This window comes from Paeniglutamicibacter sp. NPDC012692 (genome assembly GCF_042901625.1).
Classification (GTDB): Bacteria; Actinomycetota; Actinomycetes; order Actinomycetales; family Micrococcaceae; genus Paeniglutamicibacter.
Map to the genome: position 1 here is coordinate 762,312 of NZ_JBIBDE010000001.1, position 17,048 is coordinate 779,359.

23 protein-coding genes are annotated in these 17,048 nt (G+C 63.6%); 10 read left to right on the top strand and 13 right to left on the bottom strand.

Annotated elements, in window-relative coordinates; all coding sequences use genetic code 11:
- Positions 1-29: 29 nt before the first annotated feature.
- A complete protein-coding gene (locus tag ACFY5D_RS03380; protein ID WP_387525022.1) occupies positions 30-476 on the bottom strand; it encodes an Lrp/AsnC family transcriptional regulator in 447 nt (148 codons plus the stop codon).
- 184 nt (positions 477-660) lie between these two features.
- Here ACFY5D_RS03380 and ACFY5D_RS03385 point away from each other — a divergent pair, with 184 nt between their 5' ends.
- On the top strand, positions 661-1,440 hold the full coding sequence (locus ACFY5D_RS03385) for a LysE family translocator (protein WP_387525024.1): 780 nt from the start codon (positions 661-663) through the stop codon (positions 1,438-1,440).
- A gap of 106 nt (positions 1,441-1,546) precedes the next feature.
- On the opposite strand, the gene ACFY5D_RS03390 is transcribed toward ACFY5D_RS03385, so the two are convergent.
- The 3 genes from ACFY5D_RS03390 to soxR form a co-directional block, all read right to left on the bottom strand.
- The gene (locus tag ACFY5D_RS03390) at positions 1,547-2,176 is read right to left on the bottom strand and encodes a superoxide dismutase (protein WP_387525025.1); all 630 of its coding nucleotides are present in this window, start codon (positions 2,174-2,176) and stop codon (positions 1,547-1,549) included.
- A gap of 51 nt (positions 2,177-2,227) precedes the next feature.
- Positions 2,228-2,719: a flavin reductase family protein gene (locus ACFY5D_RS03395; RefSeq protein ID WP_387525028.1), complete on the bottom strand. Its 492-nt coding sequence runs from the start codon at positions 2,717-2,719 to the stop codon at positions 2,228-2,230.
- A gap of 101 nt (positions 2,720-2,820) precedes the next feature.
- A complete protein-coding gene (gene soxR / locus ACFY5D_RS03400) occupies positions 2,821-3,291 on the bottom strand; it encodes a redox-sensitive transcriptional activator SoxR (RefSeq protein WP_387525031.1) in 471 nt (156 codons plus the stop codon).
- Positions 3,292-3,414: 123 nt separating this feature from the next.
- On the opposite strand from soxR, the gene ACFY5D_RS03405 reads away from it, so the two are divergent.
- From ACFY5D_RS03405 to ACFY5D_RS03425, 5 genes are all read left to right on the top strand, one after another.
- The gene (locus ACFY5D_RS03405; RefSeq protein WP_387525033.1) at positions 3,415-4,449 is read left to right on the top strand and encodes an AI-2E family transporter; all 1,035 of its coding nucleotides are present in this window, start codon (positions 3,415-3,417) and stop codon (positions 4,447-4,449) included.
- Between the two features lie 139 nt (positions 4,450-4,588).
- Positions 4,589-5,212, top strand: coding sequence for a biotin transporter BioY (locus ACFY5D_RS03410; protein WP_387525036.1), 624 nt, complete (start codon positions 4,589-4,591; stop codon positions 5,210-5,212).
- A gap of 57 nt (positions 5,213-5,269) precedes the next feature.
- On the top strand, positions 5,270-5,983 hold the full coding sequence (locus ACFY5D_RS03415) for an energy-coupling factor ABC transporter ATP-binding protein (RefSeq protein WP_387525039.1): 714 nt from the start codon (positions 5,270-5,272) through the stop codon (positions 5,981-5,983).
- A complete protein-coding gene (locus ACFY5D_RS03420) occupies positions 5,980-6,606 on the top strand; it encodes a CbiQ family ECF transporter T component (RefSeq protein WP_387525042.1) in 627 nt (208 codons plus the stop codon). The genes ACFY5D_RS03415 and ACFY5D_RS03420 overlap by 4 nt, the downstream gene beginning before the upstream one ends.
- A gap of 53 nt (positions 6,607-6,659) precedes the next feature.
- Positions 6,660-7,565, top strand: a complete 906-nt coding sequence (locus tag ACFY5D_RS03425) for a neutral zinc metallopeptidase (protein ID WP_387525045.1) — start codon at positions 6,660-6,662, stop codon at positions 7,563-7,565.
- Positions 7,566-7,654: 89 nt separating this feature from the next.
- On the opposite strand, the gene ACFY5D_RS03430 is transcribed toward ACFY5D_RS03425, so the two are convergent.
- The 9 genes from ACFY5D_RS03430 to ACFY5D_RS03470 form a co-directional block, all read right to left on the bottom strand.
- A complete protein-coding gene (locus tag ACFY5D_RS03430; protein ID WP_387525048.1) occupies positions 7,655-7,999 on the bottom strand; it encodes a metal-sulfur cluster assembly factor in 345 nt (114 codons plus the stop codon).
- Positions 8,000-8,002: 3 nt separating this feature from the next.
- Positions 8,003-8,761: a Fe-S cluster assembly ATPase SufC gene (gene sufC / locus ACFY5D_RS03435; protein WP_387525051.1), complete on the bottom strand. Its 759-nt coding sequence runs from the start codon at positions 8,759-8,761 to the stop codon at positions 8,003-8,005.
- Between the two features lie 69 nt (positions 8,762-8,830).
- Positions 8,831-10,117 (bottom strand): Fe-S cluster assembly protein SufD, encoded by a 1,287-nt coding sequence (gene sufD, locus ACFY5D_RS03440; RefSeq protein ID WP_387525054.1) that lies wholly within the window; start codon positions 10,115-10,117, stop codon positions 8,831-8,833.
- 2 nt (positions 10,118-10,119) lie between these two features.
- Positions 10,120-11,580, bottom strand: a complete 1,461-nt coding sequence (sufB, locus tag ACFY5D_RS03445) for a Fe-S cluster assembly protein SufB (RefSeq protein WP_387525057.1) — start codon at positions 11,578-11,580, stop codon at positions 10,120-10,122.
- Positions 11,577-12,362, bottom strand: a complete 786-nt coding sequence (locus tag ACFY5D_RS03450; protein ID WP_387525060.1) for a helix-turn-helix transcriptional regulator — start codon at positions 12,360-12,362, stop codon at positions 11,577-11,579. The genes sufB and ACFY5D_RS03450 overlap by 4 nt, the downstream gene beginning before the upstream one ends.
- A gap of 204 nt (positions 12,363-12,566) precedes the next feature.
- Positions 12,567-13,679 carry a tyrosine-type recombinase/integrase gene (locus ACFY5D_RS03455; RefSeq protein ID WP_387525063.1) on the bottom strand — a complete coding sequence of 371 codons (1,113 nt, stop codon included), beginning with the start codon at positions 13,677-13,679 and terminating at the stop codon, positions 12,567-12,569.
- 105 nt (positions 13,680-13,784) lie between these two features.
- Positions 13,785-14,174, bottom strand: a complete 390-nt coding sequence (locus tag ACFY5D_RS03460; protein WP_387525066.1) for an ImmA/IrrE family metallo-endopeptidase — start codon at positions 14,172-14,174, stop codon at positions 13,785-13,787.
- 37 nt (positions 14,175-14,211) lie between these two features.
- The gene (locus ACFY5D_RS03465) at positions 14,212-14,703 is read right to left on the bottom strand and encodes a hypothetical protein (RefSeq protein WP_387525069.1); all 492 of its coding nucleotides are present in this window, start codon (positions 14,701-14,703) and stop codon (positions 14,212-14,214) included.
- Between the two features lie 105 nt (positions 14,704-14,808).
- Positions 14,809-15,333 carry a hypothetical protein gene (locus ACFY5D_RS03470; RefSeq protein ID WP_387525071.1) on the bottom strand — a complete coding sequence of 175 codons (525 nt, stop codon included), beginning with the start codon at positions 15,331-15,333 and terminating at the stop codon, positions 14,809-14,811.
- Between the two features lie 234 nt (positions 15,334-15,567).
- Between ACFY5D_RS03470 and ACFY5D_RS03475 the strand changes: the two genes are divergently transcribed.
- The 4 genes from ACFY5D_RS03475 to ACFY5D_RS03490 all read left to right on the top strand — a co-directional run bounded on the left by ACFY5D_RS03475 (position 15,568) and on the right by ACFY5D_RS03490 (position 16,846).
- Complete coding sequence (locus ACFY5D_RS03475; RefSeq protein ID WP_387525074.1) at positions 15,568-15,891, top strand: helix-turn-helix domain-containing protein; 324 nt, start codon at positions 15,568-15,570, stop codon at positions 15,889-15,891.
- Between the two features lie 37 nt (positions 15,892-15,928).
- Positions 15,929-16,213, top strand: coding sequence for a hypothetical protein (locus ACFY5D_RS03480; RefSeq protein ID WP_387525077.1), 285 nt, complete (start codon positions 15,929-15,931; stop codon positions 16,211-16,213).
- Complete coding sequence (locus ACFY5D_RS03485; protein WP_387525080.1) at positions 16,213-16,398, top strand: helix-turn-helix domain-containing protein; 186 nt, start codon at positions 16,213-16,215, stop codon at positions 16,396-16,398. Before ACFY5D_RS03480 ends, ACFY5D_RS03485 begins: the two co-directional genes overlap by 1 nt.
- A gap of 73 nt (positions 16,399-16,471) precedes the next feature.
- Positions 16,472-16,846, top strand: a complete 375-nt coding sequence (locus ACFY5D_RS03490) for a hypothetical protein (protein ID WP_387525082.1) — start codon at positions 16,472-16,474, stop codon at positions 16,844-16,846.
- Positions 16,847-17,048: the final 202 nt, after the last annotated feature.

Genomic DNA, 17,048 nt, shown 5'->3' on the forward strand with positions numbered 1-17,048 from the left:
GAGACCCTTCATGCCCTAACAACGTCAGGCTAGATCGGAAGCCGGCCTCCGGACTTCAGGTTTTTCATGACGATGGTGCTGGTGAGTTTCTCGACGCCGGGCAGTGCAATGAGCACCTCGTCGTAAAAGTGTTGGTAGGCGGGAAGATCGGCCACCACCACACGCAGCAGGAAATCCGGATCGCCGAAGAGCCGCTGTGCATCCACGATCTGGGCGCTCTTGGTTACCTCGGTTTCGAAGGCCTTCATGTTCTGCCTGTCCTTCAGCGTGACAAATACAAGCGCCTCGAATCCGAGGTTGATCTTGGCCGGGTCCACGTCGGCTCGGTAGCCCCTGATGACTCCGGAGGTTTCCAGTTCCCGCAGCCTCCTGTGGCAGGGCGCCAGCGTCAGGCCAACCTCTTGCGCCAACGCGGTGGCCGTCATCCGCCCGTCTTCCTGCAGGTGGCGCAGTATCGCGCGGTCAATTCCGTCCAATGTGGTACTCCAATCACGAGCTTCTATCGATACAGCAATGTCTTACGCAAGATTTTACCTACAGCCTGCCACTATTGACATGCTTTCTCGCCGAAAACGAGCAATACCTGCAAGAACTCGCAAGCACATTTCGCGCGATTTTTCCTAAGCTTGCCCAGTAAGTTCCAAGCAGAAGGAGACCACCGTGGATCCGCAGGTTTATCTGGGCTTTTTGTTCGTCTCGTTTGCGCTGGCCATGACGCCGGGCGCCGACTGGGCATATGCGATTGCCGCCGGTCTCGGCCGATACCGCGTTGTATCCGCGGTCGCCGGATTGTGCACCGGCTATGTCTTCCACACCATCCTGATCGTTGCCGGCATGGCGGCGCTGATTGCAAGCTCGCCCCGGCTGCTGTCATGGCTGACCCTGGCCGGCGCGGCCTACCTGCTCTGGCTCGGAATTTCGACGGCGCGAAGCTGGCGGGGAGCCGGATTCACCGTGGCCGCAGCCCAGGACACCGAACAGCCAAAGGCAGCCAACGCTTCCGTTCAGGCATCCGCGACGACACCCGCAGGCGGCACCGCGCTAAAGGTGCGTGCGACACCCATTCAGGCCGCCGGCAAGCCGGCGGAACGATTCTTTGGCCCGGCGTTCTTCCGCGGCCTGGGAACCAGCGGCACGAACCCGAAGGCGCTGCTGCTCTACCTGGCCCTGATCCCCCAGTTCGTTCGACCCGACGCGGCCCTCGCGGTTCCGGCACAAACGGCGATCTTCGGGCTGTCCCACATGATGCTTTCCGTGTTCATCTATTCGGGCGTTGCCATCGGCGCACGGGTGCTGTTGCGTTCGCGTCCGACCGCGGCACGGGCCGTCACCCTGTTCAGCGGCCTGATCATGATCGGGCTCGGCCTGGTACTGGTGATTGAGCAGGTTCCGATGCTGATTGCCTCGTTCCAGACGCTTCTGTCCCTCGTCGGGAAGTAGCCCCTCCGCCAGCAGCAAAGGCCAGTCGATGAACCCGCGGGTTCATCGACTGGCCTTTGCCCAATCCGCCTGCCGTCCGGCAGCGAAGTCGCAGTCCGGAAGGCTGTTACTTGCCCGGGACGATCAACGTCGCCGCACCCGCACGTGCCGCCTCGAAACGCGCCGACACATCCGCCCAGTTCACGATGTCCCAGAACGCCTTCACGTAATCGGCCTTCACGTTCACGTAATCCAGGTAGAACGCGTGCTCCCACATGTCCAGCATCAACAACGGCGTCGTCGCCACCGGCACGTTACCCTGCTGGTCATACAGCTGCTCGATGACCAACTGGCCACCCAGGCCCTCGAAGCCCAGCAACGCCCAACCCGACCCCTGCAGGCTCATCGCCGCCGCCGTGAAGTGCGCACGGAACGCATCGAAGGAACCGAACGCGTCATCGATCGCCGCGGCCAACTCGCCCTCCGGCTTGTCCCCGCCCTCCGGGGACAGGTTGTTCCAGAAGATCGAGTGGTTCGTGTGGCCACCCAGGTGGAACGCCAGGTCCTTGGACAGCTTCGGGATGTTCCCGAACTCGCCCTTCTCGCGGGCCTCCGCCAACTGCTCCAGCGCGGTGTTCGCGCCGGCCACGTACGCCGCATGGTGCTTGCTGTGGTGCAGCTCCATGATCCGCGCCGAAATGCTCGGCTCCAACGCCGCGTAGTCGTACTGCAGCTCAGGCAAGGTGTAAATAGCCAAAATGACTCCTCAAATAGTGTCGTGCCGAATCGCTCCCGGAACCGGGAGCGGCTAAACGGTGAGTCGAGAATGATCACCGATGCTGTGGTAACCGCGCTGGTGGTAGACCAGTGGTGCGGCCGTGGATTCCCGGTCCAGGACTTCCACAACCGACGCTACGACCAGCGTGGCCGGACCCGCAGGGGTCTTTGAATGAATTTCGCATCGCAAGACGGTGCCGAGGCCGTGAATCAGCGGCTCCCCCGATTCCAGCTGCTCCCAGTTGTCCATCCGCGAAAAGCGTTCGTCGCCGGGCCTGGCGAAAAGCGAGGCCAGCTTCGCGTTCTCCGCGGTCAGCAAGTGGATCAGGATGGTGTTCGCGTTCAAGATGGCGTGGGCCGAGCCCTTGTCGCCGGCCACGTTGAACGCCACGAGCGCCGGGTCCGCCGCCACAGAGATCAGCGAAGAAGCGGTGATGCCCGCCGGCCCGCGCTCCCCCGTCGCCGTCACAATCGCTACCCCTGCGGGGTGGTTGCCAAAGGCTGCGCGAAATTGGTCAGCCATTGTCCGTTCGGCGATTTGTGTCTGCACTGCGGATGGATCCTCTCGTGACGTGCCGCTTGTGTGCGACCCTCAGACACCCACGCTAGAACCTCAACCAAGGTTTAGGTCAAATCGGGCTTCTTTTCGCGAAACAGCAGCGCCCCGCCCTCGGGGTCGGCCATCTTGTCGTTGGGGTTCACAAACCCGCACTCGGCCAGGGACAGGCAACCGCAGCCGATGCATCCGCCCAGCCCGTCGCGCAACGATTGGAGCTGGTGGATGCGCTCCTGCAGGTCCTCGCGCCACGCCAGCGACATGGCCTGCCAGTCCTCCTTGGCGGGTGCCCCGTCAAGCGGCAGCCCGGCAAAAAGCTCGCCGACGGCCTTGAGCGGGATGCCCGCACGTTGCGCCGCGCGGATGACGGCAACCCGGCGCAGCACGCTTCGGTCGAACCGCCGCTGGTTGCCCGAGGTGCGCCAGGACTGGATCAGCCCCTCGCGTTCATAGAAGTGCAGGGCGGAAACGGTCACCCCGGAGCGGACGGCCAGCTGTCCCACGCTGAGATCCCGGGAAAAATTGTCGGCTGCGTTCATCCTTACATTCTCCCCGAGGGGCCCTGTGCGCGGCGCTTATCAGCCGGCGTGCTTTTCGTCTAGAGTCACAAGCAAGGTACAGGACAAATCGGCTTGATGCAGCAGTAGAGGATATCGCCCCATATGAAACTCACATTCCGAGGCGGTTTCGTCGCAACCCTGGGCGCCCTGACGGCACTGGCCCTCGGCGCCGCCGTCATGTCGCTCACCTATGCGATCACCCTGGTCTTTGCCGCCTTCTTCATTGCCCTGGGCCTTGATCCACTGGTGCGCAAGCTCGAAGGTTGGGGCCTGTCCCGGGTGAAGGCCGTGCTGTGCGTGTTGGCGGGCTTCCTGATCTTTGCCGCCCTGGTTTTCAGCCTGGTCATTCCACTCCTGGTGACCGAGGGCCACAAATTCATCGTCTCGCTGCCTGGCAACCTGGACCAGATCGAGGAACAGGCCTGGTTCCTCTCACTGAACGAACGGCTGGACGGGGCGCTGCTTCCGGGCCTCGAATGGGTGCAGAAGACCATCGCGGACCCTTCGACCTGGCTGTTTGTGGGCAACGGCGCACTGAAGGTCGGCTTCGGCGTGGCAAACGCGGTGGTCGGCACGCTCTTTGTCACGGTGCTGACCATGTACTTCGTGACCTCGCTGGAGCAGATGAAAGGCAGCTTCTACGCACTGGTGCCCGCCTCCCGGCGCGATCGGGTCGTGGAAATCTCCGAGGAAATCGCCGCCTCGGTGGGCAGCTACCTCAGCGGCATGTCGATCCTCGCGGCACTCAACGCGACCTTCACCTTCCTGCTACTGACCTTCATGAACGTGCCGTTCGCCGCGGTGCTGGGCGTCCTGGCACTGCCGATCACCATGATCCCGCTGGTCGGCTCGGTCATCAGCGCGGCAATCGTCACCGTCGTCGCCCTGATCGCCTCCCCCTCGACGGGACTGGTCGTGATGCTGGTAATGGTCGCCTACATGCAGATCGAGGCGTACATCCTGACCCCGCGCATCGTCGGGAAGGCCATCAAGATCCCCGGTTCGATGGTGCTGATCGGCGCGATGGTCGGCGGCACGCTGGCGGGCCTGCTGGGCGCCCTTGTCGCCTGCCCGGCCAGCGCGTCCATCCTGTTGATCCTCAAGAAGGTCGTCGTTCCCGCGCAGGCCAAACGGTAGCGCGCCTCCCCCGTGCCCGGCGCCGTATGGGCGCAGGCTTGAACGGTGATCAGGACTTCTGAACGGTGTTCAAGTATTCTTGGTGGGGACGTCGCACGGCGTAATCACCAAGACCACTCGAGAACACCAGGAACCCAAAATGGCTCACTCCACGCAGGCCCCGGCCACACACGGCACCGCATCCCCGAGGGCGCGCCTGGGCGCCAGGGACCTGGCCCTCGTGGCCGTGTTCGCGGCGTTCATTGCCGTGCTCACGTTGGTGCCGGCGGTTCCGGTGGGCGCGCTGGGCGTGCCAATCACCCTGCAGACCCTTGGCGTCGCGCTCACGGCACTCATTCTCGGTTCCCTGCGAGGCGCCTCGGCCACGGCGCTCTACCTTGCCGTCGGCCTGGCCGGCGTGCCGATCTTCGCGAAGTTCTCCGGCGGCCTCGGATCCCTCGCGGCACCGAGCGCGGGCTACCTGCTGGCATTCCCGATTGCGGCGCTTGTCACCGGCGCGCTTGCCACGCTGGTGTTGCGCAAGTTCAGGCGCCGCCGCCTGCTCTGGCTGTTCCTGTCCGCCATGGGCGGCTCGATCCTGGTCATCCACCCGCTGGGGATCCTGGGCATGTCGCTGAACGCCGGCATTCCGCTGCAGCAGGCGTTCTTCGTCGACATGGCCTACTGGCCCGGCGACCTGGCGAAGAACTTCGTCGCGGCAAGCATCGCCCTGAGCGTGTTCAAGGCGTTCCCGAAGATGGCCCGCCGCAACTACAACGCCTAACGGCCCCGAGCGGCAGCCGGATTCGATCCGAACCATGAACAAGGAATACCGTTAAGCGTGATCCGTTTTGAAGAGGCAGGCCTGACCGTTCCGGCCGATGACCCCGAGGCGCCCGCACGCGTCGTGCTGGCCCCCTGCACGCTGACACTCGACGAATCGCGGATCGCCGTGATCGGCGCCAACGGATCGGGCAAGTCCACCCTGTTGCGCATGATCAACGGGCTGGCCGTCCCCTCCGGCGGATCCGTGAGCGTCCGCGGCTTCGACACCCGCACCAAGGCCAAGTCCGTGCGACAGAACGTGGGCTTCCTCTTCACCGATCCGCTCTCCCAGCTGGTGATGCCGATCGTGGTCGAGGACGTCGAGCTTTCGCTGAAGGCAGGCATCAAGGACCAGGACCACCGCCGCGAGGCGGCCCTGGACGCACTGGATTCGCTGGGCCTCAGGCACCTGGCCCAGCGCAGCATCTACGACCTTTCCGGGGGCGAACGGCAGCTGGTGGCGCTGTGCAGCGTGCTGGCCGCCGGGCAAAACATCCTCGTTGCCGACGAGCCCACCACGCTGTTGGACCTCGCGAACAACGAACTACTCCAGCGGAGCATTGCCTCGCTGGACCAGCAGGTCATTTACGCCACCCACGACCTGGACTTCGCCGCCCGCGCGGACCGCGGCCTGCTGGTCCACGGCGGACGCATCGTCTTTGACGGGCCGGCGGACGCCGCCGTCGAGGAATACCGCCGCCGGGTGCGCAGCGGATCGATCGCCGCATGAGCGCCTCGCACCGCATGCTGCTGGGCCACTACCAGCCCGGCACGAGCATCGTCCACCGCGCCCCGCTGTTCAGCAAGTACCTGCTGGTGCTCGCCGTCAGCACCTCCGTCCTGATCTGGCGCGTCCCTGCGGTCGGACTGGGGACCCTGTTCCTGAGCCTGCTGCTCTTCGCGGTGGCAGGCAGGCGCGTGCTGCGCGCCTGGGCCGCCCCGCTGCGCCAGCTATGGTGGGTATTCGCGATCCTCGCGGTCCACCAGTCGCTGATCAACTCCCCCGTGTTCGCGTTGACCCTCATCAGCGGCATGTTCGCCGCCATCCAATGCGGCAGGCTGGTCCTGCTGACCACCACGCAGGCGGCGCTGCTCAGCGGGCTCGAGGCGGCGGCGACTCCCCTGCGCTGGGTGGGTGGAAACCCCGCCACCGTGGCGTTGGCCGTGGCCCTGATGCTGCGCAGCATCCCGGCGATCGCAACCTCCGTGCAGAACCTTTCCGACGCGGCGAAGGCACGCGGGGTGGCCCGGAACCCTGCGGTGCTCGCCGCACCCGTGGTGATCAACACTGTCGCCTATGCCCAGCGCACCGCCGATGCCCTGGCCGCCCGCGGAATCATGGAACGCAACTAGCTTCCGCCCCTTTTTCACTTCCGTTGGGGCCGCAGGGAAGTATTGTATTGAGCATGAGCTTCAACGACGATGCACGGCTGGATTCCAATCGAGTCAAGGATTCACGCGGGCGCCGCGGGGCAAAGATCGCGGCGGGCGGTGGTGGCATCCTGGTGGTGCTGCTGGCCGCGCTCTTCGGCATCAACCCGGACATGCTGACCCAGCTCGGAATCGGCGAGGCACCCCCGAGCGAACAGACAGCCACGGGCGCTCCCGAAATCGCGGAATGCAAGACCGGCGCCGACGCCAACGAGCGCCAGGACTGCCGCATCCTCGCCACCACCCAGTCCCTGGACAGCTTCTGGCTCTCCTACCTGCCGAAGTACAACGTGAAGGTCGCCAAGCCCGGAGTGGAAATCTTCAGCGGCAGCGTCGACACGGCCTGCGGAACCGCAACCAGCGCCGTGGGCCCGTTCTACTGCCCCGGCGACCGCGTTGCCTACTTCGACACCGCGTTCTTCGCCGACCTGCAGAACAACTACGGCGCCGAAGGCGGACCGCTGGCCGAGGAATACGTGGTGGCCCACGAGTACGGGCACCACATCCAGAACACCATCGGGACCTTGGCCGCCTCCCAGCAGGGCGGCACCGGGCCAAATTCCGGTTCGGTGCGCGTGGAGCTGCAGGCCGACTGCTTCGCCGGCATGTGGGCCGCCTACGCCGCCCAGACCGAGGACGCCAACGGCAACACCTTCATGAAGCCGCTGACCGAGTCGGACCTGCGCTCGGCGCTCTCGGCGGCCTCCGCCGTGGGCGACGACCGGATCCAGAAGGCGGCCACCGGGCGGGTCAGCCCCGAGGGGTGGACGCACGGCTCCGCCGCCCAGCGCGAGGCCTGGTTCCTGCAGGGCTACAAGACCGGCGACATCAACCAGTGCGACACCCTGTCGTCGAAGAACCTGAATAAGCCCGGCGCCTGAGCTGCCACAATCTGAAGACCGTTTAAACTCGTGAGGCGAGCCCCCGTCCTTTGCAGGAGGGGAGCTCGCCTCACGAGTTTAAGCGTTGGCTAGATGTTGAACCCGAGGGCACGCATCTGGTCGCGACCGTCATCGGTGATCCGCTCGGGACCCCATGGCGGCATCCAGACCCAGTTCAAGCGGTAGGAATCGACGACCGATTCCAGCGCCGCCGCAACTTGCTCTTCCAACACGTCGGTCAGTGGGCAGGCCGCGGTCGTCAGGGTCATGTCGATCAGCAGGGCACCGTCGTCGGCGTACTTCAGACCGTACAGAAGTCCGAGGTCCACGATGTTGACACCGAGTTCCGGGTCAATGACATCCTTCAACGCCTCTTCGACGTCTTCGAGATCCGTGTGCGCCGACCCGTTGGCCGTTTCGTTGGAGATGCTCATGGCTTAGGCCGAAACGTTCAGGAAGCGGTCGTAGCCCTCTTCCTCAAGACGGTCGGCCAGTTCCGGGCCGCCCTGTTCGGCGATCTTGCCGTCGACGAACACGTGCACGAAATCAGGCTTGATGTAGCGCAGGATGCGGGTGTAGTGGGTGATGAGCAGGGTGCCCATCTCGTTCTCGGCCTGGGCGCGGTTGACGCCCTCCGAGACGACCTTCAGCGCATCGACGTCGAGGCCGGAGTCGGTCTCGTCGAGAACTGCGAACTTCGGTTTGAAGAGCTCGAGCTGAAGGATCTCAACTCGCTTCTTTTCGCCGCCGGAGAAGCCTTCGTTGACGTTGCGGGCCGCGAATTCCGGATCGATCTTCAGGGCGGCCATGGCCGTCTTGACGTCCTTGGTCCAGGTGCGCAGCTTCGGGGCTTCGCCTGCGATGGCCGTCTTGGCGGTGCGCAGGAAGTTGGTCATGGTGACACCCGGAACCTCTACCGGGTACTGCATGGCAAGGAAGAGGCCGGCGCGTGCACGCTCGTCAACGCTCATTTCCAGCACGTCTTCGCCGTCCAGGCTGATCGAGCCCGAGGTGACGGTGTAGCGCGGGTGGCCGGCGATGGTCGAGGCCAGGGTGGACTTGCCCGAGCCGTTGGGGCCCATGATGGCGTGGGTCTCACCGGTGTTGATGGTCAGGGAAACGCCCTTGAGAATTTCCTTGGTGCCCTGCTCGGTCTCGATGGAGACGTGCAGGTCCTTGATTTCCAGAGTAGACATACTTAAGTCCGTTCTCTTTCTTTGATGCCGGTTCTCACCGGCGAAATTTTCTGGTGGTGGGGGCTCGGACTAGTTGTCCGTGGCTGCGAGCTCACGCTCGATGGTCTCGGCAAGGCGTTCCTCGATCTCCGGAACACCGATCTGCTGCACGATTTCGTTCAGGAAGCCACGAACCACCAGGCGGCGGGCGGTCTTCTCGTCGATGCCGCGGGCCATCAGGTAGAACAGGTGCTCGTCATCGAAGCGGCCGGTGGTCGACGCGTGGCCTGCACCGTTGATCAAGCCGGTTTCGATTTCCAGGTTCGGAACCGAGTCGGCGCGGGCGCCGTCGGTGAGCACCAGGTTGCGGTTGGCCTCGTAGGAGTCCGTGCCCTTGGCTTCCTTGCGGATCAGCACGTCGCCGACCCACACGGTGTGCGCGTCCTTGCCCTGCAGCGCGCCCTTGTAGAGCACGTTGGAGGTGCAGTTCGGGGTTGCGTGGTCAACGAAGGAACGGTGTTCCAGGTGCTGGCCGGCATCGGCGAAGTACAGGCCGAAGAGCTCGATCTCGCCGCCTTCCGCGGAGAAGCGCGCGGTCGGGGTCACGCGAACCAGGTCGCCACCGTAGGACACGACAACGTGCTTCAGGTGGGCGTCCTTGGCAACCTTTGCCTGCTGCGAGGAGGCGTGGATTGCTTCCTCATCCCAGGCCTGCAGGGAGATGACGGTGAGCTTGGCGCCTTCGCGGACATCGATTTCGATGTTCTCGGCGACGACCGCGGTGCCGACGTGGTCGATGACGACGACGGCCTCGGAGTTAGGCTCGGCGATCAGCACGATGTGGGCCGCCGATGCCTCGGTGGAGGAACCGGTCATGGTCATGATGACCTGTTCGCCGGTGCTGCCTGCCGGGATGGTCAGCACGTTGGCTTCCGCCGCGTACTTCCAGGCGTTGGCCGAGATGCGGTCTTCCGGGATGCCGACCGAACCGACGCGGGCGTCGGTCATGGCAACGGCTTCCAGGGCAACGTTCGCTGCGCCCTCAACGGTCAGGGCCGGGGCCGCACCGTTGAGTTCGTCCTTGTGCAGGCCGCCGAGGCGCTTGAGCGGGGTGAAGCGGAAATCCTCTTCACGTCCGGTCAGCACCGGGAAGTCCTCGAGCTTGTAGCTGGTCAGGCGACCGGCACGCGAGGAGTCCGGGATGCCGGCTCCACCGCCGTGGCTGTGCGCCTTGGAGGCGTCGCCGCCCAACGGTGCAAGTGCCTCGGCTTCGTTCAACGGCGAAAGGTTTTCGCCTTCTTCGGTGAAACCGGCAATGGCTGCCGGTGCGCCGATGCGGGCCTTCTCGCCCGATACGTGAGTTGCAATATCAGTCATAATTAACCGACGGACCCTTCCATCTGCAGTTCAATGAGTCGGTTCAATTCCAGTGCGTACTCCATCGGGAGTTCGCGGGCGATCGGCTCGATGAAGCCGCGGACGATCATCGCCATTGCTTCGTCTTCGGCCAGGCCGCGGCTCATCAGGTAGAAGAGCTGTTCCTCGGAAACGCGCGAGACGGTTGCCTCGTGGCCCATGGTCACGTCGTCCTCGCGGACGTCGATGTACGGGTAGGTGTCCGAACGCGAGATCTGGTCAACCAGCAGCGCGTCGCAGACGACCGAGTTCTTGGAACCCTTGGCGCCTTCGCGCACCTGGACCAGGCCGCGGTAGGCAGAGCGGCCGCCGTTGCGGGCCACCGACTTTGCCACGATGGCGCTGGAGGTGTTCGGGGCGATGTGGACCATCTTGGATCCGGTGTCCTGGTGCTGTCCGGCGCCGGCGAAGGCGATCGACAGGGTCTCGCCCTTGGCGTGCTCGCCGACGAGGTAGACGGCCGGGTACTTCATGGTGACCTTGGAACCGATGTTGCCATCGACCCACTCCATGGTTGCGCCCTCTTCGCAGACTGCGCGCTTGGTGACCAGGTTGTAGACGTTGGTCGACCAGTTCTGGATGGTCGTGTAGCGGACGCGGGCGCCCTTCTTCACGATGATTTCCACAACTGCCGAGTGCAGCGAATCCGACGTGTAGATCGGGGCGGTGCAGCCCTCGATGTAGTGCACGTAGGAGTCCTCATCGGCGATGATGAGGGTGCGCTCGAACTGGCCCATGTTTTCCGTGTTGATGCGGAAGTATGCCTGCAGCGGGATTTCCACGTGGACGCCCTTGGGGACGTACACGAAGGAGCCGCCGGACCAGGTCGCGGTGTTCAGCGAGGCGAACTTGTTGTCGCCCACCGGAATGATCGAGCCGAAGTACTCCTTGAAGATGTCCTCGTGCTCGCGCAGCGCGGTGTCGGTGTCCAGGAAGATGACGCCCTGGGCCTCGAGGTCCTCGCGCAGCTGGTGGTAGACGACCTCGGACTCGTACTGGGCGGCAACGCCGGACACCAGGCGCTGCTTCTCCGCCTCGGGGATGCCGAGCTTGTCGTACGTGTTCTTGATGTCCTCGGGCAGGTCTTCCCAGCTGGTTGCCTGCTTCTCGGTGGAACGCACGAAGTACTTGATGTTGTCGAAGTCGATGCCGGAGAGGTCTGCACCCCAGGTCGGCATGGGCTTGCGGTCGAAGTACTTCAGGCCCTTGAGGCGCATGTCCAGCATCCACTCGGGCTCGTTCTTCAGCGCCGAGATGTTGCGGACAACGTCCTCGTTCAGGCCGCGGCGTGCGTTGGCACCCGCGTCGTTCTTGTCGCTCCACCCATATTCGTAATTGCCAATGCCATGGAGTTCGGGATTCTTCTCCAGGATCTCGGCAATCACGCCGGGGTCAGCGGACTCCTGTGCAATCTGATCCGTCATCGCGGCCTCTCCTGCTTCGTGATCTTGATTCGAGTTCTCTTCTCAGCACGCTGAGGAGTTTGGTTCCGACCCACAGGGATGTGGGTCGTACACACATGCCCGCCGCTGGCGAGCGTCGAGAGCCTTCGCACGTCGACGCCCAGCAGACGGGAAAAGGCCTGGGTTTCCATCTCGCAAAAGACGGGAAATTCCCGGGCCAAATCTTGGATGGGGCAGTGCCCCTGGCACAGCTGAACGCTGAGCATGGTGGCGGTCGGCGAGTTGGCGCCGACCTTCCGGGTTGAAGCGACAAAGCCATCGGCGCTGAGCGCCTCGCTCAGGGCCTCGGCGCGGTCCTCAAGCCCGTCGACGCCCTCAACCACGGGCCGGTAGCGGCGCTCCATGGCGGCAAAGCGGCGGGCGGCGAATGCCTCGATGGCTGCGGGGCCGGCGGCGCGTCCCAGTTCGGTGAGCGCGTCGGTGGCGATGTCCAGGTAGTCGTTGCCCATTTTCGCTTGGCCGCGGTGCGAAAGGACATAGCGGCGGGACGGGCGGCCAGCGCCGGTGCGCTGGTTGGCCACGAGCTTGACCTCGACCAGCCCCTCCTTGGAAAGGGCGTCGAGGTGACGACGAACAGCAGCAGGTGTGAACCCTAGACGCTCGCCCAATTCGGCGGCGCTGACCGGGCCATCCTCAAGTACGGAATACAGGACGCGGTCGCGGGTGCGTTCTTCGGTCTCCCCTGATGCGGGAACTATGCGCGCCGGGTCGTCGGCCAGCGCGGGATTTTTCGATGAATACACAACACAAGCATGCGCTAATGCGGCAAGCGAGTCTAGTAAGGCACCGCTTACTTCGCCACTGGTGGAAATGCGGTTCCCGGCGCACCGGGAATCCGCGGGTGCGATGTGCGCCACAGCGGCGGGTGGTTCAACTTCTACGTGGCATAAAATCATAACCCGCACCAGCACTGGGAAGTAGCAGAGATGTGGCGGTTTCGTGGCGGACTAGACCTCGCTGAGCAGATCCCCGACGTCTGACATTGCCGCCATCTTCGCGTCGTCATCCGGCCACAAGTGGCTGTAGGTCCGCAGCGTCTCGGTCGCATCCTTATGCCCCAGTCTATGCGCCACGGCAACCGGTGACGCGCCGCCGGCAATGAGTCGGCTCGCGTGGAAGTGGCGGACCTGGTGCCACCCTGAACCCATCCACGGAAGGACCTTCCGAACGCGGGACCACTCCCTGGCCGCACGAGCCGCGGTGAGGATCGTACCGCCGTCATGGAACAGCAGGCCCAATACGCCCGGCGCCTCCACCAAGGGACGCAGGATCTCCACAGCCTCCGGACCAATGCCGATCTCACGATAGGAGAACGGCGTCTTCAACGGCCCGAGCTTGGGCGCGGACACGGCATGTGTTGCCACCTGATGGGTGATCCTCAGCAGGCCCAACTGCAGGTCTACACTGTCCACGGTGAGGCCACGCCACTCACCCGGGCGGAGGCCCGAGGCCGCCGCGAGCATTAGCCCGTCCCTCCAGGGACCGCGCATCTGCCTGTGCATTGCCTGGATCTGATCCAACGTCATGGGTTGCACGGTGGCTCGAACTTGCTCCGGGAGCCTGATCCGCACGCACGGCGTCTCTGCGATGCGCTTGTCGAACACCGCGTCGGACATGATGCCGCGCAGGTAGGTGTACATGAGCGCCACGGTCGACGCCGCATTCCCCTTGGCGTCCCACCATGTCACCGCGCCCTGAACCTCCTGCCGCCCGATCTTCTGAATCGTCCGGTCCTTGAACGCCGGGAGGATCCAGTTCTTCACGTGGGAGTCCAGGGTGCTCAGCGAGTTGGCGCGTTGGTGGATCTGGTTGGCTCGCCATTCTTCGTAGTACGCGAGGAATGGAATGTCAGGTTTGATGCCGCGGGGGTCGCGAAGGTTCGATGCTGTCTTGTTGTCGATCCATGCTTTCGCGGCGTCTTTGAGTTCGAAGCTCTTCTTTTCTTCGTGTCCATGTCCGTCGGTCCAGACGGCTTGCCATCGTTTGCCGATGCCGTAGCGCTTGGATCGCGTTTTTCGGTCTTTGAGCAGCCAGGTGTCATTGATTCGGCCTGTTGCCATTTGGGACCTCCTGTTCTGGGGGGTGGCGAAGGGCACCGGCGGAGGTGCCGGGCTTGCCGGGTCGTGAAGGATGCGGGCGACTTCGGGCCCAGGGGGAGGATGAGCCTAGATTGCGTGATGGCTGGCCGCGTGCTCGAGCAACAGCAGTTCGTCGTCGGTGACGCAGTTGAGACGATCCAGAAGAACCATGTTGGTGACGCCCAGTTCGTCGCGCAAGTCGGCCGGCGACTGCGCCCAGGCCACCGCGGCGCGCAGGTCCTCTATGGCGATGAGTCGGCGCGCTGTCTCGTAGCGCACGCTTCGTTCGATGGCCGGCGGCTGATGGCCTTGATGCCGGTGCTCAAGATGCACGATTTCGTGGGCGATGCCACACCGGATTTCAGCTTGGGACAGTGCCGGGTCAATCCAGATCTTGTCGACGCCGTTGGTTGCGGCTGGCGAGTTGGGGCCGGGTCGCCGCCATACGATGGAGACCCCTGGGGGAATTTCAAACACCACGCAAACCTACCGGGCAGTGCCGACGCATCGGGTGCTACTGCTCACTGAGAGTGGCCGTTCCGGACCACGATTCAAGGGATTCCGAATAGGTCATCTTGCATGAGTATGTGGTGCGGATCATTGCCCCGAATGAGTTCTGGGAATCCACGGTCCCCCTCGATGCCCAGCTGGTGCCGGCGCCGCTGGCGGACTGCTGTGAGAACTTCGCCGAGGCCGGGGCTTTCAGCTGGTCCTTCACCATCAATTCGCACGCGTAGATCGCCTCGCCTTCACCGACCGCTTCCTTCTTGCCCGACCCGCCGAAGATATTTGCTGCGCAACTCACGAACAGGCCTACGATCACGACGATCAGCACTACGAAAAGGATGATCTGGGATGGCTTCATCGAAGCCCGCGTTACGGTGATGGCGTCGCCGACGCGTTCGCTGGGTTTAAACCCTCGGGCGGCGAGCTTCTCACGGATGTCTTGCTCATCGTCGGCGGCATGGAACGACTCAATGACGGCGCCCCGATTCATGACCGACACTTCGCAGGTCCTTGCAACCACTGCCGTGGGGCCGGATCCCTGGAGCCGCTCTACGGGTTCGCTGATGCGAGCGGTGAACTCTCTGTTTTTTTGCGCCACGACTTCCTATGCCTCGCCGTCCGGGTCTTGGTTCTCTTCGCCAGCGCCACCGTGTGCTTTGTTGAATCGGTCGCGGTCGGTTTCGAAGTTCGGGTGCGCGGCCAGGTCGTAGTTGGAGGGGTCGTCCGGGTCGAAGGCCGGCGCCGCAGGTTTTGATTCTGCAGCCTTCACCTCGTCGCGCCACCACAGCATGTTGTCGGCCATCGAGCGCAGGACCTCCTTGGATGCCTCCGGTAGGCTACCGGCACCTTCAAGGGTGAGGCTGGACTGGTCGTCGGCATTCACGGGGAGCCCCAGGGAGATTGCGAACGCGGTGACGATGTCGCTGACTCGGACGCCAAGGCCGCGAGACAGGCCAAGGATGACGTCGTTGTCCTTGGGGAATGTCTTGACGGGGCTGGACACCAATCGCTGCAGGTTGGCGCGGGTGGGAACACCGCCGCACGCTTGCGACAGGGATTCCATGCTTCGGTCGCGCTTCTTGTTAAGAATCAGCGCCTGGATGCCCCGTGCGGGGAATGTGTTTGTCATGGGATAAGGCTGCTTTGTTCGTCTCGGGCCCAGCAATCGGACACGTGTCCTATGTGATTACTCGCAATTGTGCCTCATTTGCCACCTAGTGATTACAAGAAAATCCGCGCCAACTCAAGGATTCCCACAATTCCGCCGCACAGAACTGCAATCACCGCTTGCAAATGTGATTACCAGTGATGCATACTATTGCTACCAGCAATTGCTGGAATCGATTACAACGAAAGGCAGATCATGTCACCCTTCCGCACCAAACGCCGCTGGCAGAAAGGCACGTACATGCAGTTGGCAACTGAACGTTTTCGGACGTTCGTCTACACCAAAGAAGACATGGACGCCTACAAGAACGGGCGCCCCATCGACCCCCGCAAGGTAACTCAGCGCTCCCTTGCGCGCAGGGCCGACGTCTCACAGACGATGATCAGCCTCCTAGCATCGGGCGGCCGCACCGGCTGCAAGCCGGAGACCGCGGAGCGCATCGCGGAGGCGCTTGGCGTCGACGTTACGGTTCTCTTTGACCCCAAAGAAGCAACCAGCACTATCAAACTTGCCGCCTAGTAGTTGCAAGAATCTTTTTTCGAAAGGACACGCCGACATGGCTGCACCAATTGCACTCGAAGATTGCTCGTGGCGGGAAGACGCCACCGACCTGATTGAACGTTGGGCCGCAGAGGGCCGCCGCTTCACTGCGGATGACCTACGTGAAGCCATGCGGCCGGCCCCTACCCCCAACATGATCGGCTCCGTTTTCCTTGCGGCTTCCCGCCGTCGGCTGATCGAGAAAGTTGCGGACAACCAGTCGCGTACCAAGTCCCGGAACGGCGGCCACCAGTACACCTGGGTCGGCATCCCGGAACGTCACCTGCAGTTGGTGGCGTGATGACCAAGAAGCTCCTAGGCGTCGACGAAACCGCCGAGCAGCTAGACATGCACCCGCAGACGGTTCGGGAGCTGCTTCGCCGTGGCGATCTGGTCGGCGTGAAGATGCCAGGCCTGCGAGGCCGGTGGAAGGTCGAACCGGCGGCGATCGACCGTTTCATTCGCCGCAATACCTACGCGGCATAAAAAAATTGGGCCAGCACCCCGTTCGAAAGCGTGCTGACCCAACCGAAATCATTTTCTGAAAGTGAGTATACCAATGAGCGTTTTGAAGAACCCCCTGTTTTTGGCCGCGAAGGTGACCCTCGTCAACGAGACCACCGCTTTTCTCAAGGAGCACGGGATGGATACTGACCGTGGCGAGTGGGTCGTGCTGATCGGCCAGTTGCGCAAGTCCCTGCAGCACAAGGTGGGTGGCACCGCGTTGGCGGAGTTGCTGGACCTGCTGGCTGACCGGGTGAAGTGCGAGTGGGACGACATGCCCCTCGAGTACCCGGTGAATGATCCGGACTACTCCGAGGCTAAGAACCGTTGGTTGCAGAAGCAGGACGAGCTGATCACCGCGCAGTGCGTGGAGCTGATCGGGTCTAAGTTCCGGCCGGCGCCGGTGCCCGCGTTGAGGGTGGCGGCATGAGCCGGGAGCCGATCCGCTGGACGGAGGAAGGTCGGGCAGTCCTTGCGGTCGGCCAGGGCGTTCTCGCGTTCGTGTGCGTGTGGGGCCTGCTGGCGTTGGTTGCCGGAATTGCTGGTGCGTCGTGAGGTGCACTTGCCCGTCCGGGGACTGCCCCGGCTGGGAGCGGAAGGCCGGACTCGAGAACCCCAATCCTGAGTGCCCG

Coding starts and splice junctions, on each gene's coding strand:
- ACFY5D_RS03395 (WP_387525028.1), bottom strand. CDS start 2,719: ATGGCTGACCAATTTCGCGCAGCCTTTGGCAACCACCCCGCAGGGGTA.
- soxR (WP_387525031.1), bottom strand. CDS start 3,291: ATGAACGCAGCCGACAATTTTTCCCGGGATCTCAGCGTGGGACAGCTG.
- ACFY5D_RS03405 (WP_387525033.1), top strand. CDS start 3,415: ATGAAACTCACATTCCGAGGCGGTTTCGTCGCAACCCTGGGCGCCCTG.
- ACFY5D_RS03410 (WP_387525036.1), top strand. CDS start 4,589: ATGGCTCACTCCACGCAGGCCCCGGCCACACACGGCACCGCATCCCCG.
- ACFY5D_RS03420 (WP_387525042.1), top strand. CDS start 5,980: ATGAGCGCCTCGCACCGCATGCTGCTGGGCCACTACCAGCCCGGCACG.
- ACFY5D_RS03425 (WP_387525045.1), top strand. CDS start 6,660: ATGAGCTTCAACGACGATGCACGGCTGGATTCCAATCGAGTCAAGGAT.
- ACFY5D_RS03430 (WP_387525048.1), bottom strand. CDS start 7,999: ATGAGCATCTCCAACGAAACGGCCAACGGGTCGGCGCACACGGATCTC.
- sufC (WP_387525051.1), bottom strand. CDS start 8,761: ATGTCTACTCTGGAAATCAAGGACCTGCACGTCTCCATCGAGACCGAG.
- sufD (WP_387525054.1), bottom strand. CDS start 10,117: ATGACTGATATTGCAACTCACGTATCGGGCGAGAAGGCCCGCATCGGC.
- sufB (WP_387525057.1), bottom strand. CDS start 11,580: ATGACGGATCAGATTGCACAGGAGTCCGCTGACCCCGGCGTGATTGCC.
- ACFY5D_RS03455 (WP_387525063.1), bottom strand. CDS start 13,679: ATGGCAACAGGCCGAATCAATGACACCTGGCTGCTCAAAGACCGAAAA.
- ACFY5D_RS03470 (WP_387525071.1), bottom strand. CDS start 15,333: ATGACAAACACATTCCCCGCACGGGGCATCCAGGCGCTGATTCTTAAC.
- ACFY5D_RS03475 (WP_387525074.1), top strand. CDS start 15,568: ATGTCACCCTTCCGCACCAAACGCCGCTGGCAGAAAGGCACGTACATG.
- ACFY5D_RS03480 (WP_387525077.1), top strand. CDS start 15,929: ATGGCTGCACCAATTGCACTCGAAGATTGCTCGTGGCGGGAAGACGCC.
- ACFY5D_RS03485 (WP_387525080.1), top strand. CDS start 16,213: ATGACCAAGAAGCTCCTAGGCGTCGACGAAACCGCCGAGCAGCTAGAC.
- ACFY5D_RS03490 (WP_387525082.1), top strand. CDS start 16,472: ATGAGCGTTTTGAAGAACCCCCTGTTTTTGGCCGCGAAGGTGACCCTC.